General features: G+C 56.7%; 22 protein-coding genes, 2 pseudogenes and 1 other annotated feature. Of the genes and pseudogenes, 12 read left to right on the forward strand and 12 right to left on the reverse strand.

Features of this window, described 5'->3' with window-relative positions; all coding sequences use genetic code 11:
- Positions 1–3 precede the first annotated feature (3 nt).
- Genes biuH through AC4ANE_RS21815 form a run of 5 tightly spaced genes read left to right on the forward strand, consistent with a single transcriptional unit; the run spans position 4 to position 3980 of the window.
- Positions 4–690, forward strand: a complete 687-nt coding sequence (gene biuH, locus AC4ANE_RS21795) for a biuret amidohydrolase (protein WP_031595628.1) — start codon at positions 4–6, stop codon at positions 688–690.
- Positions 687–2228 (forward strand): ABC transporter ATP-binding protein, encoded by a 1542-nt coding sequence (locus tag AC4ANE_RS21800; RefSeq protein WP_460408516.1) that lies wholly within the window; start codon positions 687–689, stop codon positions 2226–2228. Before biuH ends, AC4ANE_RS21800 begins: the two co-directional genes overlap by 4 nt.
- Positions 2225–2902, forward strand: coding sequence for a cysteine hydrolase family protein (locus AC4ANE_RS21805; protein ID WP_002552366.1), 678 nt, complete (start codon positions 2225–2227; stop codon positions 2900–2902). The genes AC4ANE_RS21800 and AC4ANE_RS21805 overlap by 4 nt, the downstream gene beginning before the upstream one ends.
- Complete coding sequence (gene hpxZ / locus AC4ANE_RS21810; RefSeq protein ID WP_002552365.1) at positions 2902–3297, forward strand: oxalurate catabolism protein HpxZ; 396 nt, start codon at positions 2902–2904, stop codon at positions 3295–3297. Before AC4ANE_RS21805 ends, hpxZ begins: the two co-directional genes overlap by 1 nt.
- Positions 3294–3980, forward strand: a complete 687-nt coding sequence (locus AC4ANE_RS21815) for a GntR family transcriptional regulator (RefSeq protein WP_002552364.1) — start codon at positions 3294–3296, stop codon at positions 3978–3980. Before hpxZ ends, AC4ANE_RS21815 begins: the two co-directional genes overlap by 4 nt.
- Positions 3981–3994: 14 nt before the next feature.
- Here the strand turns inward: AC4ANE_RS21815 and AC4ANE_RS21820 are convergent, their stop codons facing one another.
- Entirely contained in the window at positions 3995–5113 is a 1119-nt protein-coding gene (locus AC4ANE_RS21820) for an HWE histidine kinase domain-containing protein (protein ID WP_031595624.1), read from the reverse strand.
- A 128-nt stretch (positions 5114–5241) separates the two neighbouring features.
- On the opposite strand from AC4ANE_RS21820, the pseudogene AC4ANE_RS21825 reads away from it, so the two are divergent.
- Both AC4ANE_RS21825 and AC4ANE_RS21830 read left to right on the forward strand, forming a co-directional pair.
- A pseudogene (locus AC4ANE_RS21825) lies at positions 5242–5442 on the forward strand (hypothetical protein); the annotation flags it as partial.
- Positions 5443–5492: 50 nt separating this feature from the next.
- Positions 5493–6715 (forward strand): IS3-like element IS51 family transposase gene (locus AC4ANE_RS21830; RefSeq protein WP_095178853.1). Its coding sequence is split into 2 segments (ribosomal slippage): positions 5493–5778 and positions 5778–6715, totalling 1224 coding nucleotides; the frame shifts between segments, so codons are not numbered across the junction.
- Positions 5771–5887 (forward strand) — a sequence feature (AL1L pseudoknot). Its footprint overlaps the gene before it by 117 nt.
- A gap of 365 nt (positions 6716–7080) precedes the next feature.
- Here the strand turns inward: AC4ANE_RS21830 and AC4ANE_RS21835 are convergent.
- Positions 7081–7824 (reverse strand): ATPase, encoded by a 744-nt coding sequence (locus AC4ANE_RS21835; protein WP_031595620.1) that lies wholly within the window; start codon positions 7822–7824, stop codon positions 7081–7083.
- A complete protein-coding gene (locus AC4ANE_RS21840) occupies positions 7811–8083 on the reverse strand; it encodes a hypothetical protein (protein WP_002552362.1) in 273 nt (90 codons plus the stop codon). Before AC4ANE_RS21840 ends, AC4ANE_RS21835 begins: the two co-directional genes overlap by 14 nt.
- A 424-nt stretch (positions 8084–8507) precedes the next feature.
- Between AC4ANE_RS21840 and AC4ANE_RS21845 the strand changes: the two genes are divergently transcribed.
- Complete coding sequence (locus AC4ANE_RS21845; protein WP_002552361.1) at positions 8508–9785, forward strand: sensor domain-containing diguanylate cyclase; 1278 nt, start codon at positions 8508–8510, stop codon at positions 9783–9785.
- Between the two features lie 68 nt (positions 9786–9853).
- Here AC4ANE_RS21845 and AC4ANE_RS21850 read toward each other — a convergent pair.
- The 3 genes and pseudogenes from AC4ANE_RS21850 to AC4ANE_RS21860 form a co-directional block, all read right to left on the reverse strand.
- Positions 9854–10865: pseudogene (locus tag AC4ANE_RS21850) on the reverse strand (SMP-30/gluconolactonase/LRE family protein).
- A gap of 18 nt (positions 10866–10883) precedes the next feature.
- On the reverse strand, positions 10884–11456 hold the full coding sequence (locus AC4ANE_RS21855) for a cupin domain-containing protein (RefSeq protein ID WP_002552358.1): 573 nt from the start codon (positions 11454–11456) through the stop codon (positions 10884–10886).
- A gap of 144 nt (positions 11457–11600) precedes the next feature.
- Positions 11601–13340: a dipeptidase gene (locus tag AC4ANE_RS21860; RefSeq protein ID WP_002552357.1), complete on the reverse strand. Its 1740-nt coding sequence runs from the start codon at positions 13338–13340 to the stop codon at positions 11601–11603.
- 331 nt (positions 13341–13671) lie between these two features.
- On the opposite strand from AC4ANE_RS21860, the gene AC4ANE_RS21865 reads away from it, so the two are divergent.
- A complete protein-coding gene (locus AC4ANE_RS21865; RefSeq protein WP_002552356.1) occupies positions 13672–14907 on the forward strand; it encodes a DUF1835 domain-containing protein in 1236 nt (411 codons plus the stop codon).
- A 92-nt stretch (positions 14908–14999) separates the two neighbouring features.
- Here AC4ANE_RS21865 and sodC read toward each other — a convergent pair whose 3' ends face one another.
- The 3 genes from sodC to AC4ANE_RS21880 all read right to left on the reverse strand — a co-directional run bounded on the left by sodC (position 15000) and on the right by AC4ANE_RS21880 (position 17135).
- The gene (gene sodC, locus AC4ANE_RS21870; RefSeq protein ID WP_002552355.1) at positions 15000–15518 is read right to left on the reverse strand and encodes a superoxide dismutase family protein; all 519 of its coding nucleotides are present in this window, start codon (positions 15516–15518) and stop codon (positions 15000–15002) included.
- Between the two features lie 234 nt (positions 15519–15752).
- Positions 15753–16763: a zinc-dependent alcohol dehydrogenase family protein gene (locus tag AC4ANE_RS21875; RefSeq protein WP_002552354.1), complete on the reverse strand. Its 1011-nt coding sequence runs from the start codon at positions 16761–16763 to the stop codon at positions 15753–15755.
- Between the two features lie 63 nt (positions 16764–16826).
- A complete protein-coding gene (locus AC4ANE_RS21880; RefSeq protein ID WP_016980457.1) occupies positions 16827–17135 on the reverse strand; it encodes an ArsR/SmtB family transcription factor in 309 nt (102 codons plus the stop codon).
- A 145-nt stretch (positions 17136–17280) separates the two neighbouring features.
- Here AC4ANE_RS21880 and AC4ANE_RS21885 point away from each other — a divergent pair, with 145 nt between their 5' ends.
- The 3 genes from AC4ANE_RS21885 (at position 17281) to AC4ANE_RS21895 (ending at position 20986) form a co-directional block, all read left to right on the forward strand.
- Positions 17281–18072, forward strand: a complete 792-nt coding sequence (locus tag AC4ANE_RS21885; protein WP_002552352.1) for a transporter substrate-binding domain-containing protein — start codon at positions 17281–17283, stop codon at positions 18070–18072.
- A 119-nt stretch (positions 18073–18191) separates the two neighbouring features.
- Positions 18192–19844 carry a methyl-accepting chemotaxis protein gene (locus AC4ANE_RS21890; RefSeq protein ID WP_002552351.1) on the forward strand — a complete coding sequence of 551 codons (1653 nt, stop codon included), beginning with the start codon at positions 18192–18194 and terminating at the stop codon, positions 19842–19844.
- A 149-nt stretch (positions 19845–19993) separates the two neighbouring features.
- Entirely contained in the window at positions 19994–20986 is a 993-nt protein-coding gene (locus tag AC4ANE_RS21895; RefSeq protein ID WP_002552350.1) for a hypothetical protein, read from the forward strand.
- 56 nt (positions 20987–21042) lie between these two features.
- Here the strand turns inward: AC4ANE_RS21895 and AC4ANE_RS21900 are convergent, their stop codons facing one another.
- From AC4ANE_RS21900 to AC4ANE_RS21910, 3 genes are all read right to left on the reverse strand, one after another.
- On the reverse strand, positions 21043–22062 hold the full coding sequence (locus tag AC4ANE_RS21900; protein ID WP_002552349.1) for a branched-chain amino acid aminotransferase: 1020 nt from the start codon (positions 22060–22062) through the stop codon (positions 21043–21045).
- 145 nt (positions 22063–22207) lie between these two features.
- The gene (locus AC4ANE_RS21905) at positions 22208–22852 is read right to left on the reverse strand and encodes a CatB-related O-acetyltransferase (protein ID WP_002552348.1); all 645 of its coding nucleotides are present in this window, start codon (positions 22850–22852) and stop codon (positions 22208–22210) included.
- Between the two features lie 41 nt (positions 22853–22893).
- Positions 22894–23778, reverse strand: a complete 885-nt coding sequence (locus AC4ANE_RS21910; protein WP_460409008.1) for a glycosyltransferase family 2 protein — start codon at positions 23776–23778, stop codon at positions 22894–22896.
- Positions 23779–23980 lie beyond the last annotated feature (202 nt).

Below are 23980 nucleotides of genomic sequence, written 5' to 3' on the forward strand. Positions count from 1 at the left end.
ACCGTGAGCGAACGTCATATTGCATCGGCGCCCTACCCCTGGCCCTGGAACGGGCAATTGCATGCGCACAACACCGCGCTGATCGTCATCGACATGCAGACCGATTTTTGTGGCGTCGGCGGCTACGTCGACAGCATGGGTTACGACCTGTCGCTGACCCGTGCGCCCATCGAGCCGATCAAGGCACTGTTGGCGGTGATGCGCCCGCTCGGCTTCACCATTATTCATACCCGAGAAGGCCACCGCCCGGACCTCAGTGACTTGCCAGCCAACAAACGCTGGCGCTCGCAACGCATCGGTGCCGGCATTGGCGACCCTGGCCCGTGCGGCAAGATTCTGGTGCGTGGCGAACCGGGCTGGGAAATCATCGAAGAACTGGCACCATTGCCTGGCGAAATCATTATCGACAAACCCGGCAAAGGCTCCTTCTGCGCCACCGATCTGGAACTGATCCTGCGCACACGCGGCATCGACAACCTGATCCTGACCGGCATCACCACCGACGTCTGCGTGCACACCACCATGCGCGAAGCCAATGACCGCGGCTTCGAGTGCCTGCTGCTGGAAGACTGCTGCGGCGCGACCGATCCCGCCAACCATGCGGCGGCACTGAGCATGGTCAAAATGCAGGGCGGTGTGTTCGGCGCAGTGGGACATTCCTCAATGTTTCGCGACCTGTTTGGAGCATGAACATGCACGCCCCAAGCCTTGAGACGATTGGTGCCAGCAAGCATTTCGGTACGTTTCGCGCACTCGACGAGGTGTCGTTCAAGGTCCGCGCCGGCACCGTCCACGCCCTGCTCGGCGAGAACGGCGCCGGCAAAAGCACGCTGATCAAAGGCATCATCGGCTACAGCCCGCTGCAATCGGGCAGTATTCTGGTCAACAACCGCGAGCATTCGATCAGCACCCCGCGCGATTCTCATCAGTTGCATATCGGCATGGTGTATCAGCACTTCACCGTCGCGCCGGGCCTGAGCGTGGCTGAAAACCTGGTGCTCTCACGCGGTGATCTGCCGTGGCGTATCAACTGGACCCGCGAGCACGAGCGTCTCGAAGCCTTCATGGCAAAGATGCCTTTTCGTCTGGATATCCATCGGCCGGTCAGCAGCCTGGCCGCCGGTGAAAAACAGAAACTGGAAATCCTCAAGCAGTTGTATCTGCAGCGTCGGCTGATCATTCTCGATGAACCGACCTCGGTACTCACGCCGCAAGAGGCCGATGAAGTGCTGGGGCTGATGCAGGCGATGGCGCATCGCGGTGAACTCACCGTGCTGATGATCACCCACAAGTTTCGCGAGGTTAGCACCTATGCCGATGACGTTACTGTGCTGCGCAAAGGTCGCTGGGTGGGCAGCGCAGCAGTGGCTGACACCACCACACAACAGATGGCAGCGTGGATGATGGGCGACGCACAGGTGCGCGGGGTTAGCACCGAGCGCCCGGTGATGGCGGCTCGTCCGCCGCAGTTGCAGGTGGCAGGTCTGGATGTTCCTGGCGACAAAGGCACGCTGGCGGTGAAAAACCTTTCTCTGGCGGTGCAGCCGGGAGAGATCGTCGGGGTTGCGGGTATTTCCGGTAACGGCCAGCGCGAACTCACCGAAGCCCTGCTCGGCCAGCGACCATTCAGTGCCGGACAGATATCGGTCGATGGCCAGCCCTACCATGTGCAGCGTGAACAAATGCAGCGCCTGCGCGTATTCAGCCTGCCCGAGGAGCCCTTGCGCAACGCCTGTATCGGCAATTTCAGCGTGGCCGACAATCTGGCCCTGCGCAACTTCGACCAGGCGCCACTGTGCCGTCAGGGCTGGCGTCTTGATCGTCGTGCAATAGGCGCACAGGCACGCACATTGATCGAACAGTTCAAGGTCTCGCCCAACGACCCGAACCGCCCTATCGGCACCTTGTCGGGAGGCAATGTGCAGCGTGCCGTACTGGCGCGAGAACTGCCCCCTGACGTCGCGGTGCTGATCGTCGCCAATCCGGTATTCGGCCTGGACTTTGCCAGCGTCGCGCTTATCCACCAGCGCCTGATTGACGCACGTAACAGCGGCACAGCGGTCCTGCTGCTCAGTGAAGACCTCGACGAGCTGCTGAGCCTGGCAGACCGCATCGTGGTCATTCATGACGGCGAACTGGTTTTTGAAACCAGCGCAGCGGCCGCTGATCGAACCGAGTTGGGTCGACACATGGCCGGTGCCGAGCAGTTGGCCGGAGAACCGGCATGATCAGCGTCAATGCGCGTCCGGACTGTTTCACGTTCGCCCCCTCCTGTGCCGCTGTGGTGATCATCGACATGCAGCGCGACTTCCTCGAACCCGGCGGCTTTGGTGCCGCGCTGGGCAACGATGTCGCACCGTTGCAGGCCATCGTGCCATCGGTGCAACAACTGCTGGCGCTGGCCCGTGATCAGGGCATAGTGGTCATACATACTCGTGAATCACACAGCGCGGACCTTGCCGACTGCCCGCCCGCCAAGCTGGCCCACGGCTCACCAGGCCTGCGCATCGGCGACTCTGGCCCGATGGGCCGCATCCTGATTCGCGGCGAACCCGGCAATCAGATTATCGACAGCCTGACGCCGCTCGCCTGCGAGTGGGTCATCGACAAACCCGGCAAGGGCATGTTCTTCGCCACCGACCTGCATCAGCGGCTGACCGACGCTGGCATCACGCATTTGATCTTCGCAGGCGTTACCACCGAAGTTTGCGTGCAGACCAGCATGCGCGAAGCCAGTGATCGGGGTTATCGCTGCCTGCTGATCGAGGATGCGACCGAAAGCTATTTCCCAACCTTCAAACAAGCCACGCTGGACATGATCACCGCACAAAACGCGATTGTCGGGCGTGCAGCGTCGCTGGCCGATCTGCAACAGGCCCTGCAAACAAGGAGTACACCCTGATGGACATCAATCTTGCGCACATCGTCGCCGAAGTGACCCACGCTTTCACTGATTACGAGCGCGCCCTGCTGGCCAACGAGCTGACCACACTGGATGCGTATTTCTGGAATTCCGAACAGACCGTTCGCTATGGCGTCGCGGAAAACCTGCACGGTGCCGAAGCCATCGCGCGCTATCGACGCCACTGTCAGCCAGTCGGGCCCGGTCGCACGTTATTGCGCACCGTGGTGAGCACCTTCGGTGAAGACTTCGCCACCGTCAGCACCGAGTTTCACGATGGCGTTACTGAGCGTCTGGGACGGCAGATGCAAACCTGGGCACGCCTGGACGGCGGCTGGAAAGTCGTTGCGGCACATGTCAGCATTGACCTGAGCAGCCTGGAGCCACGCCCTTGAATTCCCCCAACACCACCAACGCGCTGGCAGAAGACGTCTATCGTCGGCTCAAGCAGGAGATCTTCGACTTCTATCTACTGCCCTACGACCGCTTCACTGAAACCCAGCTGGCTGATCGTTATCAGGTCTCACGCACGCCGGTGCGTGACGCGTTGTACCGGCTGCAGCGAGAGGGTTATCTGGACGTCGAGTTTCGACGGGGCTGGTCAGTCAAGCCGCTGGATTTCGACCAGATCGACCAGCTGTACGATCTGCGCATCGTGCTTGAATGTGCTGCGGTCGAACGTATCTGTGCATCCCACGAAGTGCATCCGGAACTCAATGTGCTGCGTCAGCACTGGCTGATTGATCGCAGCCAGTGGCAGATAGACATGCAAGTGGTCGCCGACCTCGATGAGCAGTTTCACACCCAACTGGTGGCCGCCTCGGGCAATCTGGAAATGGCTCGTGTTCATCAGGAAGTGACCGAGCGCATTCGCATCGTGCGCAGGCTGGACTTCTTCAAAAGCGCCCGTATCGAACATACCTATCTGGAGCACGCCGCGATCCTCAATGCATTGCAGGCACGCAAACGGGACGAAGCGCTGCTGCTACTGCGCTCTCATGTGGAAATCAGCAAACTCGAAGTGCGCAAGCTGACGATATCGATGCTCAGTGATGCGCGGCGGCGGCATGAGGCATGAAGCGTTGACGGTTATCAGCTGCTTCTGCCGAGTTTGCCGGTGAACGGTGCGGATATCTCGCACCTCAGCCCGACCGGTTCGTAGAAGAACGTTGCCGAACCATCAAACGCATTACTCAGGCTGCCCTTGATCATCGCCGTGCCATAACCCTTGCGGCTCGGCTGATCGACTTGCGGGCCGCCGCTCTCCGCCCAGACCAGCCTGAAAACAGGCTCGAGGTCATCACTGCCCTGCGCAACAATCCCCCACTGCACATTCAGTTCTCCCGCTTCCCGAGACAGCGAGCCGTACTTGGTGGCGTTGGTACACAGCTCATGTATCACCAGTGCCAGCGCCGATGCGGCCTCCTGGGTCAGCAAAACATCAGGGCCGGAAAAACTGATAGCACAGTCTTTTTGATAAGGCGCGAGCATTTCCTGCAGTAAGGCAGCCATTTCGATTTCGCACGTGCTCAGTGCCAGCGAGTGCGCGCGATGCATCATTATCAGCCGCTCGCTAAACACCGCCCGAAACTGCCTTACGTCGGGGTGTCGTTTTAAGGTCAGATTGGCGACACCGCCAATCGTCAGAAACAGATTTCGAATACGGTGCTCAAGCTCGCCCAGAATAAGCGCGTTGGATTCCTGCGACCTGCTATACGCACAGATACGCGCACATAACGATGATGCCAATTGCAGAAACTCGCGCTGTTCAACAGTCAGCGACATGCCCAGCGGATGGATGATTGCGATACTTCCCTGGGCGTTGTTATCAGCGCTCAGTGCCGGAATCGAAATCATCGCGTGCAGATCATGTCGGGCGAAGAGCGCTTTCCACTCTTGCGAAAAGCGCGGGTCGTTTGCCACGTCCGGAACGTCGATGGTTTTCCCGGTCAATATGCCTAGTCCACATGAGCCGCGCTTGCCGGTGATGATGTTACCCACCAGAGCTTGAGAAAAATCGGACGGCAGGTTCGGGAAAATAGATTGACGAAATGTTCTGCCGGCCTTATCCAGCACGTTGATGCCGACGACGGCACCCGGCAATCTGACTTGCAGCGCAATGGCAAAATCTTCAAGAAGCGGTTGGGCGGGCAAAGCGGATGACATGACGTCCAGTGCGCGATTACGAAAAACCTCTAGAAACTCACGCATGGCAGCCGCATCCTCAGGTGCGAAAAAGTCAGACATGGTACACCGGTGGCAGGCTTGCGATACGTGAGTTGGACAAAACGCCTTTCAGAGGAAAACAGCGTGCTCGTCGTTGTTCAGCTATTAACGCTATCCTCGGCACTTTCCGGAAATGGAAGCCCACAATGACACGAGCCGTACTGTTGGTGCTGTTGATCCTCTCGGTTGCATGGCTGGCGCAAAGTGGTGATGGCGACGAAATGCAATGCCCTGACAAAGATGCGAATTTTTTTGCTGAATCCATCAACGCGTATTTTGACAAACATCCACCAAAAGCCGGTAAAGCCGTGACCTGAACCGCCCCGGGTTTCTCGGAGACTCCAACCTTTGAGAGGATGGAGCGATGAAAAAACTACCGAAGTATTCCCCAGAGGTCCGTGAGCGGGCCATCAGGATGGTTTTCGAACACCTTCCTGAGTACGAGTCGCAGTGGGCCACCATCAGTGCCATTGCCCCCAAGATCGGCTGCACGCCCGAGACATTACGGCTGTGGGTTCGCCAATCTGAGCGCAACAGCGGCCAGCGTGATGGGCTGAGCACAGTCGAACGTGAGCGAGTCAAGCTCTTGGAGCGTGAGAACCGTCAGTTGCGTCAAGCTAACGAGATCTTGCGTAAGGCCTCAGCCTATTTTGCCCAGGCGGAGCTCGACCGCCCATTCAAACGATGAAGACGTTTATTGATGAAAACCGCCAGTCTTACGGGGTCGAGCCGATTTGCAAGGTGTTGCCAATCGCCCCGTCGACGTACTACCGGTACGCTGCTCAGCAGGCTGACCCCAGCCAGCAGTCAGCGCGTGCGCAGCGTGACCAGGAACTGGGTGAGCACATCCAGCGAGTCTGGGATGAGCACTTCCAGGTATATGGCGTGCGCAAGGTCTGGCGACAATTGCTGCGTGACGGACTGCAAGTCGCCCGCTGTACGGTGCAACGTCTGATGGGAGAGCTGGGCCTGCAAGGCGTGGTACGCGGCAAGCCCGTCAAGACGACGGTCAGCGACCAAGCCAGGCCGTGCCCGCAGGATCATGTCAACCGTCAGTTTGTGGCTGAGTGCCCGAACGCCCTATGGGTATCGGACTTTACCTACGTCAGTACCTGGCAGGGTTTTGTTTACGTGGCCTTCATCATTGATGTCTTTGCCCGATTCATCGTCGGTTGGAAGGTGTCCAGTTCAGCGCGTACCGATTTTGTACTCGATGCACTGGAGCAAGCCCTTTACGCCCGTCGCCCAGTCAAGCAGGGTGGACTCATTCACCACAGTGACCGTGGCGTGCAGTACGTGTCCATTCGCTATACCGAGCGTCTTGTCGAAGCCGGTATTGAGCCATCGGTCGGGAGTGTCGGTGACTCTTACGACAATGCTTTGGCTGAGACCATCAATGGTCTTTACAAGGCTGAAGTGATTCATCGACGCTCTTGGCCCACACGGGGGGCGGTGGAGCTGGAAACCCTGAAATGGGTGGACTGGTTCAATCACCGCCGCCTGCTGGAGCCAATCGGTCATATTCCACCGGTCGAAGCAGAAGCAATCTATTATCAGCAACTCACCGAGTCTGCCCAGGTGGCATGACTCAAACAAAAGGGTCTCCGAGAAACCCGGGGCGGTTCAACCATTCCTGACGGCGCCCGTTACGACAATCGTACCCACTGGTGGATAGTTCCGGTCGACGTCGGCCAGGAAAGATTACAGGCGCTGTTGAGTTGCGACGGCCATCTAGAACTGTCCGGGCGTAAAACATGAACAACATTGCGCTGGATATCACCTGCCTGACGCCACTGCCTCACCATCGATAGGCCGTTGATTATCTGAAAACCAGCGAACCTGCAGTGCGGAGCTGGGCCTAGTCGCTCGGTGTCAGGCAGGAATGTGCCGAGGACGTGAAGGTCGGAAGCTCTGGAGGAGGTCATGAGGTCTGTTGCGGTCTGCAGTGTCTGTCAGCTGTGAGTGACAAGCTGGTCAAGTGCATCAATTGCCGAGCTGCACCATTCGGTCACATCATCGAATTTGTACTCCACTGCCAAGGCGTCGGTGATTTCAACTTCAAGTTCTGCCTCCGCCCCGGAGTTGTCAAACAAGTACGCTCGACTTGACGCTTGAATGGCCTCAGGAAGCAGTGCCAGACACCTATGATAACGAGCACGTATCGTTTCTGGCTTAACGTCGTGCCCTCCTTCGCCAACACGAATGGCAACCCGGTTGATATTGATTTCCGGGGCCTCGGTTGAAACGAAATACAAGTATGTGCGGTATCCCAACGACCTGGCTTTCTTGATGAAATCAACCTTGGAGCGGTCTGACATAACCGTTTCAAAAGTGAAGCTGGCGGCTTGTTCAAGCAATTGATGCCGGATGAAATCAGCGACGACCGATGAGTGGTACGAATTTATCTGGATCGCGTCGATCATCAGGGATTGACCGACAACAGTGAAATGCTCAGCCTGAGCCCCCAGCTGTTCTCTGACGATCAACGGATGAGAAGTAAAAAAGTCTTGAAACGCTTGCTGATCGAGGCTCACGGAGAAAGGCGAGAGGTCTATGAAACCGTTCTCTCCCGCCTCACGTTCCAGGTCGTCAGCATTAACGTATATATAGATTAAATCAGGATCAAGAAGACGCTTAATGGTGCTTTTGCCAGAGCCGTTTGGCCCTGCAAATACACGGAGTCTAGGAACCGGCACTGGCGGACGCCCCAGAGCCGATTTTGAAGCAAACTCCAGCCTTCACGCTGCGACGGGGTTTGGAAGCACAAACAATTTGCTCGGTACCGTCAGCTCGTTCGGCAACGATAAATCCGCCCTTGGAAAGCACAACGGTACGACCAGCTGCCTTGGCTTTTTCGTAAGCCATCCGTGTCGCAAGAGAAGCCTGAGCCGGGATCCGAGCTTCAAGCTCTTGAGTGGCCTCTTCAGACAATGCTTTGTTGACGGCTTTAGGCATGAATCCTCCTGGTCCTTGTGCTTAGGTGAGCGTGAACGACTTCATAGTAGCCCGAAAAAATGCTTTTCGACACGAGACAGATTAAACCTTGTTTAGCAGATGTGGCGCAAACGAGAGACCTCTCTGCGCCAATTCCTTTCGTACAAGCAGCCATTTTACCGATGCGGACAACCCCGTTTCACACCAGCCAATGCCACAACAACAGCGTACCTATCAGCCCCACGGTCGCAAACGCCCGGCAGTGCACTGGATATCGTCGTCACGCGCGCAATAAATCATTTTAGTCATGTGGGTATAGTGCCTGTGCAACAAGGCTTGGTGCTTGCGGTCCAACTCACTGCACTTACTACCCGCCCGGCATCGCGTCACCCATCATCTGATCAGAGCCGCGATCAATTCAACGGATCACTCGACAGGACATCAGATGACCTCATCCAGCCAGCGCCTGGCCTTGCTTGAAGCAGTTGTCGAGCAGTCATTCAATGCCGTTTTGATCACCGATGCCAATCTGACCAATGGCGGCCCTTTCATTGTGTATGTCAACCCGGCATTCTGCGCGATGACCGGCTACGCAGCAGAGGCATTGATCGGCCTTTCGCCACGGATCCTGCAAGGACCCGACACCGATCGTCAGGTGATCGAGCGTATGCGTCAGTGTTTGAGCGAAAGCCTCTTTTTCGAAGGGTCGACAGTCAATTACCGCGCGGATGGAAGCCCCTATGTCGTCGAGTGGAAAATTTCCCCGGTGCGCGACGATGCGGGTGCGGTTTGCAACTTTGTATCGGTGCAGCAAAACATCAGCCCGCGCATTCGAGCAGAGCGCGAACAGCATTTGCTGGCTCAGGCGCTGAACGCCGCGCTTGATCCGATCATGATTACCGATTGCAACGCCACTATCGTTTTTGCCAATGAGGCCTTTCAGCACATCACCGGTTACAGCGCGTCGGAAATAATCGGCGAAAACCCGCGAGTGCTTAGCTCGGGTAAACATGATGAGATGTTTTATGCGCAATTCAATGAAGCGCTGGCCAGTGGTACGCCCTTTCGTACTACCTTTATCAACAAGCGCAAGGATGGCTCTCTGTTCTACGCAGAACACAGCATTTCCCCGCTGTGTAACCTGGAAGGAACCATCACGCATTACGTCAGCATCAGCCAGGATGTAACCACGAGGCTGGGCCGTGAACAGAAGTTGCTGGAGATTGCTCACAGCGACCCGCTGACCGGGCTGAACAACCGAAGGGCGGCGGAACACACTCTTGAGCGGCTCATCGATACCGCGCGAATATCGGGCAAGCCGTTCAGTCTTATCATCGGCGACATCGATCATTTCAAATCGGTCAATGACCGATACGGCCACCCTGCTGGCGACAGGGTATTGACCAGCGTTGCAGTCATCCTTAAACAACGGATCCGCCTGCAGGATGTCGCGGCTCGATGGGGAGGAGAAGAGTTTCTGATACTCGTGCCCGATAGCTCACTGGATCATGCCGCTGAATTGGCCGATCGCATTCGCGAGGGCGTTGAGGGTCTGTTGATACCGAATACAGGCTCAGTGACTATTTCTCTGGGAGTTGCGCAACTCAGCCCGGGAGAAACAGCGGCAAGCCTGATTCAGCGTGCAGACAAAGCGCTCTATCAGGCCAAGCGCCTGGGCCGCAACCGTGTCGATATCGCACAGGCAGACGACACGATTTATTGAGGTTGGCTACGAGCGGAGTCTTCAGGAATACCGTACGGCGCTATTGGTATCTCACCGTGACGGACGCTTTACGGCCGACTACCACCAACAAGAACGGGTATTCTCAACACCTTGTTGGCAGCGGTGATGTAAATCCAGTGCTGTGAACCGGTAGAACAGAATGCAAGATTGCCGGTGTCTTTCGCCGTCACCTTTATTTTCCCCAGCAACTCGCCGCTGGCAGAGAACACCTGAATGCCCTCTTTGCTGCTGCTCCAGACGTTGCCCTGCGCGTCGACCTTGAGTCCGTCAGGGATGCCGGGGGCAATCTCGGCAAACACCTTGCCGTTACTCAGCGCCCCGTCGCGCACCTGATACACCCGGATGCTGTGTGCCAGTTTCGGATTCTTGAAATCATGCGCCAGTTGCGAGTCGGCGACATACAGCAAGCTTTGATCGGGTGAAAACGCAGACCGTTCGGCGAATGAAGTCCCGGGGTATTCAACCTTACCAGTTGGTTTTGTTCCGGATCGTAGCGGTATACATACTCGCCGCCCTGCTCCGGTTTGCCGCCATAACTTTCAGCCTTGTTCAACACGCCGAAGGTTGGATCACTGAACCAGATACCACCGCGCTTATCGACCACGACGTCATTCGGGCTGTTCAAACGCTTGCCCTCGTACCGTCGACCACTGTGCGCCATTGACCATCCGCCTCCTGTCGTACTATTGCGCGTTCGCCATGGGATGCGGCGATGACTCGGCCTTCGGCATCCAGAGCATGCCCGTTCTGATAATCGGCGGAGTCGAGCCATACAGTGACGCCGTCATGCTCTTTCCAGCTCATGACCTTGTTCGCCTTCACATCACTCCAGATCAACCGACCGTCGGTCAAACACAAAGGGCCTTCCGCCCACTGCGCATCGGCGGTAAGCACTTGTGCCTGCGCGCCGGGCTGGATGAGTGCAGCAAACCGCGGATTACTGGCAACCACCGTGACTGGCGACGCGTCTGAAGCCACCACTGCGCCTGCGGCGAGAAGCGCGCCCGCCAACACGAGCGAAGTGGTTTTCTTGCCTGGATGACGGAAGACTCGATTCATGCATTTCGTCCCAATTGATCAGTAGGCACATCGGCCAGAAGAACGTTTGGCGGCAGCATCCGGCTTGAGTTTCACGATGAGCTGAACGTTGGGCTGATCACCCACGGTACGAGTCAGATGCCCGACCCTGTTGTCGCCAGGCCTTGCTTTGGAGCTGCTGTCGGCATTGAACTGCATTTCCCCGGGGCCCTGAACCAATACCGTGCCATCGGTGGTCTCCACAGACCACTGACCCTGTAAGGTGATCACCCACTGAGGGCCCGGCGCATGGTGCCAACTGCCGACGTACCCCGGCGGCAGTACCGCGTAGGCAATACTTTCTACTTCGTCGGGCGATACTCCGATCCACTGAGGCTCGGCAGGTGGCGCGTAACTTTTGAATTCCAGCCCCTCGATACGGCAATGCTCGACATGAGTGGCCCCTGTCTCGTCAGCCCAGACAGTGGCGTACTTGACGGGGGGCTGAAGCTTGCCGTTGCTGGTGGTACTTTCTTGAGAGTTTGCGGGTACAGACAGTACCGCCGCATTGACGCTACTGCTTGCCGCACAAACGGCAGCAAAGGTCAGTGCAAATGCAAAGAGCGTTTTCATGGGTAAATCCTTGTTCGCGAGAACACTGGGTGGGAAGACAACGTCGCTGTGCCACTACCAATCACTAGGCCAGTCGCGTAATAACGCGCGATCAAACAATCACTCATCGAAACCGGACCTGCCCTGACAGGCCCGGACGTTAAATCAGAGTTTCGGTAACTGACCGATGCTCGCCATCATTTCGGTAACGATCTGCAGGTCCAGCAGAAACTGTCCGGTCGTCTTGAACTCGTTGTCCGTGTGGCCGGTATATTTGACTTCGGGCCTCGCCAGACCGAACTGCACGCCATTGGGCAGTTCATGTACCGACGTCGCGCCAGCCGAGGTGCCGAACGCATGTTCCATACCCAGATTTTCGCTGGCAACCGCAAGCAGCGCCCTGACCCATTCGCCCTCTGGATTGCGGTACATCGGCTTGGCAATGGAATAGTCGAACGCAGGCTTGATGCCGGTTTTCACGCTCCACGCTGCAAGTTTTTCGGAGATTTCGGATTTGAGCTCTTCCGGAGACCTGCCCTTGGGCACGCGCAAGTTGACCGCAAGTTTGAACGCTGTTTCATCCATCGCGACATAGGTAAGAGAAGCGGTCAGCGGCCCCATGAACTCGTCGGAGAAACCAACGCCCAACTTGTTGCCCAGATAATCAAGGCCCCAGTTGTCGGCTGCATAGCGAGCAGCGTCAGTAATCTGATTATGTCTGAGCGCGACCTTGCCTTGAAGGCTGTTGATGAAGTCAAGCATCCTCGCAACCGGGTTGACTCCAGACTGGGGCGCCGATGAGTGCGCGGAAACACCCGTCACTGTCAGCTTGACGTCATTGCCGTCGACGCTGGCATCGACCGCGAAATTGCCGCCATTGCTTTTCACGTAATCCGCACCGGCCTGTTGCAGGCTGGCAGCCAGTTGCGCAGGCTTGTCGGTTAACAGAGTAGCGACCGATTTCGATGGAATCTGGTTGGTGGCCGCACCTCCGGTCATCGAAACGATTTCAGCACCCTCGCCGTCAGCGTTGCGTCGCGCGAAACTGGCCATGACCGTCCCATAACCTTTTTCCGCGATGACAACCGGGTAGCTGCCATCCAGCGCCAGGTTGTAACCAGGCGTCGGGTTGCGTTCAAAATAGTAGGGGATTGCGTCACCCGTGGTCTCTTCAGTTGTATCGATCAGCAACTTGAAGTTTCTGGCCAGCGGCAGCTTTTCTTCCTTGATGACCTTCATGGCATAGAGCGCCACGACAATGCCATTCTTATCGTCTTCGGTGCCACGCCCATACAGGCGATCACCAATCAATGTAACCTTGAACGGATCGAGCCGCGTGCCGTCCGGCAACACCCAGTTTTCCGGCGTGACCGGTACAACATCGGCATGGACGTGAATGCCCACGACTTCATCGCCCACCCCGTCGAGCGAGACTTCATAAACACGGTTATCGACGTTGCGAAACTTCAGATCGAAGCGTTCGGCAAGGCCTTTGATCGCGTTGGCGATCTTGATGAACTCCGGGTTTTCATGCTGGGCAACGCCGTCAACACGGGCGGTTGGAATGGCGACCAGCTCACGCAATGTGTCGGTTGCCGCATTGCCATACTTCAACCGGGTATACAGACCGAGCAGGCGATGAATGTCATTCCGTTGTGCGTCGGAAAGTGTTTTGTTGTCGAGAAAGGTGTTGATGGCCGGGCCAAAATCAGCAGCTTTGACACCATCAGTGCCGGACAGACTTTTCAGAAACTGCCTGAAATCCGTGACCGATTTCTCATTGAAAGTCTTGAGAATGATCGTGCTCTGTTGTGCAGTGACGTTGGCATTCGCCACGCAGGTGAAGGACGAAAGGCTGGCCATTATCAGCGCGGTTGCGGCCAGTTGCTTGAGTGAAAGGTTCATTGTTCAGGGCATTCCTTGGCAGGTACAGCACGCAAAAATTCTGACCACTTGATCAGTAAGATTTCAAACTTACACCATGAGCAATGATGCGAGAATCCCCGCTTTGAAATGAGGCAATGCCTTAAAGGGCTCGAATGATCAATGTGCCTTGAAACACACGTGATCAATACAACCTGACCGAGTTGCAATCACCCATCCGATTACCTATATTCCGGCGTGGCGCCATCTACGCCACCTACCGCGGAAAGGGCTGCGCCCAGGATTCTGATTCGATATTCCGTCACTACGACTCCCGACCTTCAAGCGGACAAGGTTTTTGCAAGGAGATCGTATGCCCAGCAATAAAACGTCCTCGTCCCATCACGGCCGTATCAACCTCGAACAGCAGCGTAAGCGTGCCAAAGAGCTTCTGCTGCGGATGAAAGACGGCACTGCACCTGATCAGCCCATCCTGCTCGACAAAACGGCGCCGACCTTATCTGATGCCCAATGGCTGATCGCGAGGCAATTGGGCTTCAGCAGCTGGCCCAGGCTAAAGGCCCATGTCGATGCAGTCGACTTCGCAGCCCGGAATCCGGATTTCGAAGCAAGCGACGAAGCGCAAACCGTGCATTGGCGATGCGGCAGCGACATTGCCCATACGCTCAAGCTCGCGGGCTTCAAAGGCTCGTTCAAGATGCTGACAGACCCTTTGTGCATGGGGCCGGTTCAGGCTGTGCCTGAAAAGGCATATCAGGCAGCGCGCAGTCAGTACATCAGCCAGGCATTCGGGCTGAGCCTTACGGATGTCGCACGCCGGTTTGATGATGAATACACCGACCTGCAGCAAATGAGCAGTGCCGATCACTGCGTGCTGTGGTGCGAGGCAGATGCCTACGATCAGCTTTTCCTGATCAGGACGCTGTCAACCCTTGAGCAGCTGCCTGCCAGGCTTGAAATTATTCAGGTGAGCCAGATTCCAGGCGTCCAGCGCTTCATCGGCATTGGCCAACTGGCGCCCGACCTGCTTGCCTGGCTGTGGCCGCAGCGCAAGGCGATGACCAAAGAAATGCTGCATCTGGCCCGCCAGACATGGGCGGCTTACTGCAACGCCTCGCCGGTTGCCCTCGCCGAACTGGCCCACACCTCGCAACCATCATTACCCTGCCTTGCCCCGGCCCTGTTACGTCAGCTACAGGAATTACCAGGCGTCGAAGACGGCTTGTCACTCACCGAGCGCCTGTCGTTGCAGTGCATCAGCGAAGCCGGGTCAATGACCTTCGGCCAAGTGTTTGCTGAGCTGACGGACAAGCGCGAGCCTTTACCGTTTCTGGGCGACATGATGTTTCACGCGATGATGCGCCCCTTGATTGATTCTCCGACCGCGCTACTGATCGAATCAGACCCCCAACTTGAATGGCCTCGCCGCTCGCTCAGGCTAACCCCGCTGGGACAGCAAGTATTGGCCGCAAAAGCCTATTGGCCCAACTACTGCCATCAAGCGCGCTGGGTTGGCGGCGTCTGTATTCAGCCCGGACAACCTCACTGGATGATAGATAACCACTTGCGACCCCTATGGCGCGCCTGACTCTCAGGAACGCACTGACGGCCAGTTGTAACGCTGGTGATGCTGATCGGTCGCGAAATGCCTGCACCCGAACCGGACACAGGCACGGCGCATCAGATCACGCCACAGGCTGCACGATCACCGCCACCGCCCAAGGGTGCAGGGTGGTCGGAATGGTTGTCGCCGCCCGCATGAACCATCAGCGCATGGCCTTTGATTTCGGAGATTTTCTTCAACCGTGGTGCCAGTACCGGATAGTTTGCAGTGCCGTCGGCGTTAACGTACAACGCAGGCAGATCGCCTAGATGGCCATCAGCGTAAGGCCCCAGATGCTTGCCGGTTTTGGCCGGGTCAAAGTGACCGCCTGCGGCCAGCGCAGCGACCTTCTTGCCGTCCTTCGTACCGGCGTCGCAGCTGCCATTTTCATGTACGTGAAAACCGTGAATGCCCGCAGGCAAGTCTTTCAGATTCGGGGTAAACAGCAAGCCGTACTGTGTTTCGCTCACCGTCACGTTGCCAACAGGTTTGGGCGCGCCGTCAGCGCTGACCAGATTGATGGGAACGTCCAGCGATGCAGCCTGGACACTGAGGGAGAAAACGCCAAGCAGGCCTAGCCAAAGATGAGGTTTCATGATTTCAATGCGTCCCTGATCTGGTAATCGGATTGAACGTCGCGACGGGCAGCGTGAAGCGGCATGCCACGCAACGTCCTTGATGTCACAGAGGGTGTGACCACAGACCAACGCACTTGATGCAAAAAGATGACCGGGGAAAGTTATGCAAAACGTCTCGACTGGCCTGCCATCACCAAAGTTGGCAGACCAGCGACGTTGACTTGCGCTCAGCTATGGGCGCAGGGGCGCCACTCAGATATCCAGGCAGATCTTGCCGAAATGCTGATTGGTTTCCTGATAACGGAACGCCTCGACAATGTCGGTCATCGGGAAGGAGCGATCCATGACCGGACGCATGCCATTGGCATCAATGGCGCGGATCATGTCCTGCTGCTGGGTGCGGCTACCCACCAATACACCCTGCATGCGCAGTTGCTTGACCAGTGCCGGGACGAATTCCAGCTGACCGGCGACACCGCTCAGAATGCCGATGACCGAGATATGTCCAGCGACCCGTGCGGCTGTCATGGAGTGCTGCAATGTCGAGGGGCCGCCCACGTCGATGATGTGATCAACACCACGGCCGCCAGTCAGCTTGCGGGCCGTCTCGCCCCAGTTGCTGTCCTTGCGGTAGTTGATCAGGTGGTCGGCGCCCATGGCTTTCAGACGCTCCAGCTTTTCATCACTCGACGACGTCGCGATAACGGTCGCACCCACCATCTTGGCGAACTGCAACGCGAAAATCGATACACCGCCAGTGCCTTGCACCAGAACGGTATCACCAGCTTTCAACGCATCATCGACCATCAGCGCGCGCCACGCGGTCAAGCCTGCGGTGGTCAGCGTGGACGCTTCGGCATGAGTATAACCCAGTGGCGCGTGGGTGAATGAGGTGGCACGGGCAGTCACTTGCTCGCGGGCATAACCGTCAACGCCGTCGCCCGGCACAGTGACGAAACCTTCAACCAGCGGCTCGCCGCTGATCCACTCAGGGAAGAACGTGCTGACGACAGAGTCGCCGACAGCGAACTCGCTGACGCCCTCGCCTACTGCGGTTACCACGCCTGCGCCATCGGCCATGGGAATGCGTTTTTCAGTCGGTGCCCACATGCCGGTGACGACTGCGAAGTCGTGATAGTTGAGCGAATTTGCGTGCAGACGCACAGTGATCTCACCGGCTTTCGGTGCCAGTACTTCGCTTTCGCCAACACTGACCTGATCGTAGCCGCCGCCAGCCTGCACGTAGATGGTTGTATTGCTCATGGTCAATCTCCTATCAATTCAACATTACGCAAAATGACGAAATGTGTAAGTAACGCTAAAGGGTCATAGTTCTTTCTTGAGCCGATCGGCAAACCGGTCGATGGCTAGCTCGTCGCGGCGAAAATAAGTCCATTTGCCGATCCTTGTTGCCTGAACCAGCCCGGCGCGTTGCAGAATCGCCAGGTGCGCAGACGCGGTGGAAGCCGACAGACTGGCCTTGGCCTGAATGTGCGAGACGCACACGCCTATCGCCGGATCACCGTGGTCCTGTGGAGGGAAATGGGCTTGCGGGTTTTTCAGCCACTCCATGATCAACATGCGAGTGTCATTGCCGACCGCTTTGATTTGCTCAAGAATCATGGGGCACAACATTACGCTTTTTTACGAAATGTTCAACCCCTGATTTATGCCCGTACATCTGAACGCCTATTTCATTACAGCTTCACATCGGCCTGACAAATGAAGCAATCTGTCGACTCCAACAAAACCGACTGCACGGCTGAGAGCACTCAGACTCATGATGAACCTTAAATACAGCGCATTCACCGCCCTGCTGCTGGGCATGACAGGCATGGCTCAGGCTCAGGAATCCACCTCGCATCTGGACAAGGTTCTGCAAGCCGGCCAGTTGGCAGTCTGCACGACTGGCGATTACAAGCCCTATACCCTGCTGCGCGAAGACGGTGAATACGAAGGCATCGATATCACCATGGCACGCTCGCTGGCCAAGAGCCTGGGAGTTAACGTGCGGTGGGTGCCTACCACCTGGAAAAACCTGATGCCGGACATGGTTGCCGGCAAATGCGACATAGGCATGGGCGGCATCTCGGTCAGCCTGGAACGCCAGAAGAAAGCCTTCTTCAGCAATACGCTTGATGTCGATGGCAAGATTCCCCTGGTGCGCTGTGAAGACAAGGCCATGTACGAGACGGTCGAGCAGATCAATCAGCCCTCGGTGCGCTTGATAGAACCTGCTGGCGGCACCAATGAAGCCTTCGCGCGCGCTCATCTGCCGAAGGCGTCTCTGGCATTTCACGACAACAAGACCATCTTCCAGGAACTGCTGGACAAGAAGGCTGACGTGATGATCACCGATGCCTCCGAAGCGCTTTATCAGCAGAAACGTATGCCTGGCTTGTGTGCGGTCAACCCGACCGCGTACATGCAATACGGCGAAAAGGCCTACCTGTTGCCCCGCGATGATGTGACCTGGAAAAGCTACGTTGACCAATGGCTGCATTTGAGCAAGGCCACTGGCGAGTATCAGCAGGCGCTCGGGGAATGGCTGGCAGTGCCTACGCAACTGTAAAAAGTATCATTTAGCCACCATACCTAAAGCTTGAGTTCGAGACGCCGATAGTTGATGGCCAGCGATGCATTCGCAAGGTCCCGATTCAGCAGGCGAACAAACCCTAAAGAGGAACTTTCATGTCCCGAACTCAAGCGCCTCATGGCGGTTTCAATATAAAACAACGATTGATGGCCTCGACCTTCGCCATCATCGTTGCGTTTATCGCTTTGTCGTTTTTCATGATCCATACACTCAAGACATCCACTGAGAATGTCGACGCTTTGTACAACCGGGATTTTCTGGCCACCGAGGCCGTGAACAATATCGACGGTGCACTGACCCGTGTGGACATCAATATCCTGCGCATGATCGCCATCGGCAATCCGGAGCAGACTGCGGGCTGGAAAAACGAGAACGAGGCCGCTTTTGCCAAGCTTGATGAGCTGACCGTTCTGCTCGGCAAGAACACCGCTGAAACGCTGGATGTCACGCTGACCCAGCAGTTGCAGCGCGACTACACTAAGTTGCGTGATGGTATGCGGCACCAGACGAGCGTTATCCAGACGGGTGATATCGCCGCCGCCACCAACATCAATCGCACCGAGGTCAAACCCTTCGCCGAGCAGGTCTTCAAAACCCTGCAAACCCTGCGCGAGCAAGGCAAACAGAAGGCAGGCGAGCGCTTTGATGCTCAGGAAGCAAGTGCTACCCGGACCAACAACCTGTCCATCACCGCCACACTTTTGATTGCGGTGCTGGGTGTCGTGGTGACACTACTGACCATACGCAGCATTCTGGCAGCCATAGGTGGCGAACCGGATACGGTGGCCACCATTACCCGCACCATCGCCAGAGGCGATCTGAGCAGTACTATCAAGGTCAATGCCAATGACAACACCAGCGTCGCCGCTGCCGTGGTTGCCATGCAGACTCAACTGCGGGACACCCTGCAACAGATTTCAAACTCAGCGACCCAGCTGGCTGCCGCTGCTGAAGAGATGACCGCCATCACTGAAGACGGGGTTCAGGGCATCCAGCGACAGAACAACGAGATTGACCAGGCCGCGACTGCCGTCAATGAAATGACCAGTGCGGTAGAAGAAGTGGCGCGTAATGCCGAACACACCGCACGCTCTTCAAGCAACGCGACCAGCGCAGCACAAGCAGGTCTGGGGCTGGTTAAGAAGACCGTCAGCGCAATCAATACCATGAGCACCGACGTACAGAAAACAGCCGTGCTAATTGGCGAGCTGGCTGATCAGTCGCGCGACATCGGCAAGGTTCTGGATGTGATCCGTGGTCTCGCCGAGCAAACCAACCTGCTGGCCCTCAACGCTGCTATTGAGGCAGCGCGAGCGGGTGAAGCCGGACGCGGATTTGCTGTGGTGGCGGATGAAGTGCGTGCCTTGGCGCACCGCACTCAGCAATCAACCAGCGAAATCGAGCGCCTGGTCAGCAATATTCAGAACGGCACTGATCGGGCGGTGAGCTCCATGCGCAGCAACACGGAACTGGCCAGCGACACGCTCAGTATCGCCGAGGGTGCCAATGATTCTCTGAGCGTCATCAGTACAGCAGTCAGTGAAATCAACGACCTCAATCTGGTCATCGCCAGCGCCGCACAACAACAGGCACACGTTGCGCGGGAAGTGGACCGCAATCTGGTGAACATTCGTGACCTGTCTGCGCAATCTTCATCAGGTGCACAGCAGACCAGCAGCGCGAGCCGTGAATTGTCGACGCTGGCTCTGGACCTGAACAATATCGTCGGGCGCTTCCGTCTGTCCTGATGCGAGGCACACTCTGTGCGCTGCTACAGCGCGCAGAGTGCGCAAATTCCGGACCTAGCCGTCCTATATCCGCGTCTGCGTACATATTCTGTTGCAAGCCCGTTGCGCCTGAAATAGCGTGGTGTTCTGGACGAACAAGGACTACACGCATGAAGCCCGGCAAACCTATCACACGCGCATTCTGTGTCGAGTTGCAGCAAGAGCTGTCAATCGCGGCTGCCCGACGCGAATACTTCTCTCAGGAGCCGCCACGCAAACGCTTCGAGTTTCTCTGCTCGAATGAGGCTTGCAGGGCAATGGGGGCAAAGGTGACCGGGGTTCGCTATGACGTGAAACCACAGGACAACCCAACCTTCGTTGCTGCGCACTTCCGCGCCAACCCGCACTACGATCACCATCCGGAGTGTGAGTGGGTGGATGAGAGCGCAGACGAAAAGCCGGACGTTCGTGTCGAAGAAACAGATGCTCAGACGCGTGTGCGCCAGGCCAAGCGCAAGCTGGATGACTACATCGACATATTCGACCCGACGCTCAAAGCACCGGTCAAAGAGAAGTCCGGGGAAGAAAAAGCCGGTGCAGGCAATCTGCAGCCCATCGTCAGCCAGCCTTTGACCGAACCCGCATCACCCAAGGCCGCCCGCTACAGCGAAACCCGCACCAACAACCTGGAGCGCCTGGTAGACAGCTATCGACAGGCCAAGGCCGAGTTGTCACTGGACGATTTCAAGCTGTTGAAACTGAGAATTCCCGGTCAGGGCGAAGTGTCGCTACGCGGGTATTTCCGCCATATCAAGTACGCGCAAACGGGTTACAACGGCCGTGTGCTATTTGGTGGAGGGTTGATTGAGCAACGTTACGGGCTGGGGTTCAAGTTCAGGTTTTTTGACCGTATCGACGGCAAACTGGTAACGCTTTACGTATCGCCCGCGCAAATGCAGGCCTACCGTTCAAGCCGCTATATCAGTGAGTTGTTAAGCCACGCGGATGACGTGAAGTTCTTCACGGTATATGCACTGGGAACGGTCACGCAAAGTCCATCGGGCAAGAGTTATGGCCTGGAAGTCGATGACTTGCGGCATCTGGCGATTGTGTTGGGCCCAGCGAAAGACCTGGTCGAGGAAGGGAAAGCCGCTGCACCTTGAGCATGCATCCAGTGATCGTCCCAGCGCATGGCGCTGGAACGATACAGGTCAAGCTATCAGGCTTTGACGATCCAGCCGGCTGGCGCCTCGATGTCACCGGATTGCACGCCGGTCAATTCCTTGTACAGACGCTGAGTGACCGGACCGACTTCGGTCTGGCTGTAGAACACATGCAGCTTGTCCTTGTAGGAAATCCCGCCAATCGGAGTGATCACCGCAGCCGTACCGCAAGCGCCCGCTTCCTTGAAGGTGTCGAGCTGGTCGATGAATACATCGCCCTCCTCGACCGTCAGGCCAAGACGGGATTTTGCCAGTTCGATCAACGACAGGCGGGTGATGCCCGGCAGCACCGACGGTGATTTCGGCGTCAGGAACACATCATCATTGGTGATGGCAAAGAAGTTTGCCGAACCCACTTCCTCGATCTTGGAATGGGTCTGCGGGTCGAGATAGATGCAATCGGCAAAACTGTGTTTCTTGGCTTCAGAGCCGGGCATCAGGCTGGCGGCATAGTTGCCACCAACCTTGGCAGCCCCGGTGCCATTGGGCGCAGCGCGGTCATACCCGGAAATCACGAAATTGTTTGGCTTCAGGCCGCCCTTGAAATAGGCGCCCACCGGGATGCAGAAGATCGAAAAGATGAACTCCGGGGCCGTACGCACGCCGATGTTGTCACCCACACCAATCACGAACGGGCGCAGATACAACGCGCCGCCTGAACCATATGGCGGGATGAAACGTTCGTTGGCCTTGACGACCTGTTTGCAGGCCTCGATGAACACATCAGTCGGTACATGAGGCATCAACAGACGAGAACAACTGCGCTGCATGCGCTGCGCGTTCTGATCGGGACGGAAAAGATTGATCGAGCCATCCTTGCAGCGATAGGCCTTGAGACCTTCGAAGCACTGCTGACCATAATGCAGCGCGGTCGAACCCTCGCTGATATGCAGCGTGTTGTCCTCGGTCAGCGACCCCTGATCCCAGGCGCCGTCGCGCCAATGAGAAAGGTAGCGCTTGTCAGTCTTGATGTAATCGAAACCCAGAGTGTCCCAGTTGATGCTTTCTTGACTCATAACGCCCTCTATCATTTTAGCGACTGCCTGGACGAGTCAGGCCAATGCCTTATTCTGCCAGATCATTCAGGCCCTGAGGCTCGAAATAAATGCAAACCGACATGGCATTTCTGACGCACGTCCACACCCAGTCATCAACTGAGTCCTAACCAATGGCCGACTGCGTTGCCGATGCCTGACGCTGGCGAACGTAGCCGAGAAAGGCATCCATGTCAGAACTGCACAACGTTCGCGCTACGGCCTTGACCTCCTCCATCGGCCAGTCCCACCAGGCAGTTTGTAACAACAGGTCGCGAACATCCTCTTCAAAACGCCAGCGGATGAACTTGCAGGGGTTGCCCCCCACAACCGAATAGGGGGCCACATCCCTGACACCCATCGCACCAGCGGCAACGATTGCACCGTGGCCGATGTTAACGCCCGAAACAATGACAGCGTTGGCGCATATCCAGCAGTCACTGCCAATCACGACATCGCCTTTGCTGGGAGCGTAATCCTTGATATCCGCCACTTGCTCGGCCATCGCCGGAAACGGATAAGTCGTGATCCAGTCGGTGCGGTGTTCGCCGCCCAGCAGGATCTTCACCCCCTCGGCAATCGAGGTGTAAGCACCTACCCTCAGTATTGCGTCATCACCAAAATCGACAATCTCCGGCACCCCGTAAGTACCCACCCCTACCACCGCACGCGGATACTTCAACCTGATTTTTTCGGCATGCCGTTCCAGCTTGTCCATTTTGCGCAGTTGCCTGCGCACTTTCCTTGCCTTCAGAAGCTCGATGATTTTCATGGTTACCTTGAATAAATTCCATTTCAAACAGCCTCACCGCGCTACCGGTAGCTGAAAATTAAACGCTTGCAACGCCGCCAGGTTGTACGATCGGCATATTTAAACGGGATAGAGAGCAGTAGTTTCCAGGCGTATCGCTTATCCGCGACAGCGGCGTATTTCAATGCCTTGTTGACGACTTGAGTGCGGCCACTCTGATATTCGGGATGCTCACGGTAGGGCTCGATACTTTTGAGATCAGCCTCAAGCAGCACCTTGTACTTGCGTGAAAGGTTGTTGGGGTGACGTCGATAGCGTGTCACGACTTCGGGGATCACATGCATTTCATAGCCCAGGCGGGCAATTCTCAGCGTGGCCTGGAAATCCTGAACCTTTATCTCCGGATCGTAGCCGTTCGCGTCGCGCATGGCCTGCATCCGATACAGGGCCACCGGCGCCCCGACAACGACCGCACCGCGCAACACGTCGTCGAATGTCAGCCGTTCGATATAGTCGCGCGATTGGCATTTGATCGTGTTGCCGTCGCAGTCCATGTAGCTGATCAGTGCGCCTACGCAGCCGACTTCGGGGGACTCGTCGAGATACTGCGCACGGATACGCAGCGAAAACGGGAGCATGATGTCATCGAGGTCCGGTGTGGACAGATAGACGCCTTTCGCATGTCGCAGGCCATGATTGAGAGCGGCACTGACCCCCTGGTTGGCTTGGCGATAGAGCTGGAACGGGTAACGCGCCTGCAATGACTCAAGCATCGCGATGCTGTTGTCGGTCGAACCATCGTCAACGATGATGACTTCAAAATTACCGTAGTCCTGAGCAAAGATGCTCTGAAGGGCAGCTTCAAGGAAGCGCTCGGCGTTATAGCAAGGGGCGACGATCGAGACCAGGGGTTGAGGCGTGAGGCTCTGACTTTCTGAGGGCATCATGGGGTAATAGCCATAATCATTATCGGCCCTGACGGGCTCGGGAAACGGGTTATCCATAACAGGCGTTCGAAATGCGGTAAACAGCCCGTTTTTTCTATGGAAGGTCACAAACGCCCTATAACGAGGCATATCCGACCGCAAAAAATGCTGCCACCGCCGAACATTCATCAAGTGTAGATTGTATCCGAAAAAAACCCCCGTT

The organism is Pseudomonas sp. Pme6b (genome assembly GCF_058129925.1).

What these genes read in the sequence shown, in the direction of transcription:
- AC4ANE_RS21885 (WP_002552352.1), top strand. Translation starts at nt 17,281, where the DNA reads ATGATGAACCTTAAATACAGCGCATTCACCGCCCTGCTGCTGGGCATG.
- AC4ANE_RS21855 (WP_002552358.1), bottom strand. Translation starts at nt 11,456, where the DNA reads ATGAAAACGCTCTTTGCATTTGCACTGACCTTTGCTGCCGTTTGTGCG.
- AC4ANE_RS21840 (WP_002552362.1), bottom strand. Translation starts at nt 8,083, where the DNA reads ATGCCTAAAGCCGTCAACAAAGCATTGTCTGAAGAGGCCACTCAAGAG.
- sodC (WP_002552355.1), bottom strand. Translation starts at nt 15,518, where the DNA reads ATGAAACCTCATCTTTGGCTAGGCCTGCTTGGCGTTTTCTCCCTCAGT.
- AC4ANE_RS21905 (WP_002552348.1), bottom strand. Translation starts at nt 22,852, where the DNA reads ATGAAAATCATCGAGCTTCTGAAGGCAAGGAAAGTGCGCAGGCAACTG.
- AC4ANE_RS21820 (WP_031595624.1), bottom strand. Translation starts at nt 5,113, where the DNA reads ATGCGTGAGTTTCTAGAGGTTTTTCGTAATCGCGCACTGGACGTCATG.
- AC4ANE_RS21900 (WP_002552349.1), bottom strand. Translation starts at nt 22,062, where the DNA reads ATGAGTCAAGAAAGCATCAACTGGGACACTCTGGGTTTCGATTACATC.
- AC4ANE_RS21845 (WP_002552361.1), top strand. Translation starts at nt 8,508, where the DNA reads ATGACCTCATCCAGCCAGCGCCTGGCCTTGCTTGAAGCAGTTGTCGAG.
- AC4ANE_RS21890 (WP_002552351.1), top strand. Translation starts at nt 18,192, where the DNA reads ATGTCCCGAACTCAAGCGCCTCATGGCGGTTTCAATATAAAACAACGA.
- AC4ANE_RS21895 (WP_002552350.1), top strand. Translation starts at nt 19,994, where the DNA reads ATGAAGCCCGGCAAACCTATCACACGCGCATTCTGTGTCGAGTTGCAG.
- AC4ANE_RS21800 (WP_460408516.1), top strand. Translation starts at nt 687, where the DNA reads ATGAACATGCACGCCCCAAGCCTTGAGACGATTGGTGCCAGCAAGCAT.
- AC4ANE_RS21805 (WP_002552366.1), top strand. Translation starts at nt 2,225, where the DNA reads ATGATCAGCGTCAATGCGCGTCCGGACTGTTTCACGTTCGCCCCCTCC.
- AC4ANE_RS21875 (WP_002552354.1), bottom strand. Translation starts at nt 16,763, where the DNA reads ATGAGCAATACAACCATCTACGTGCAGGCTGGCGGCGGCTACGATCAG.
- hpxZ (WP_002552365.1), top strand. Translation starts at nt 2,902, where the DNA reads ATGGACATCAATCTTGCGCACATCGTCGCCGAAGTGACCCACGCTTTC.
- AC4ANE_RS21880 (WP_016980457.1), bottom strand. Translation starts at nt 17,135, where the DNA reads ATGTTGTGCCCCATGATTCTTGAGCAAATCAAAGCGGTCGGCAATGAC.
- AC4ANE_RS21865 (WP_002552356.1), top strand. Translation starts at nt 13,672, where the DNA reads ATGCCCAGCAATAAAACGTCCTCGTCCCATCACGGCCGTATCAACCTC.
- AC4ANE_RS21910 (WP_460409008.1), bottom strand. Translation starts at nt 23,778, where the DNA reads ATGATGCCCTCAGAAAGTCAGAGCCTCACGCCTCAACCCCTGGTCTCG.
- AC4ANE_RS21860 (WP_002552357.1), bottom strand. Translation starts at nt 13,340, where the DNA reads ATGAACCTTTCACTCAAGCAACTGGCCGCAACCGCGCTGATAATGGCC.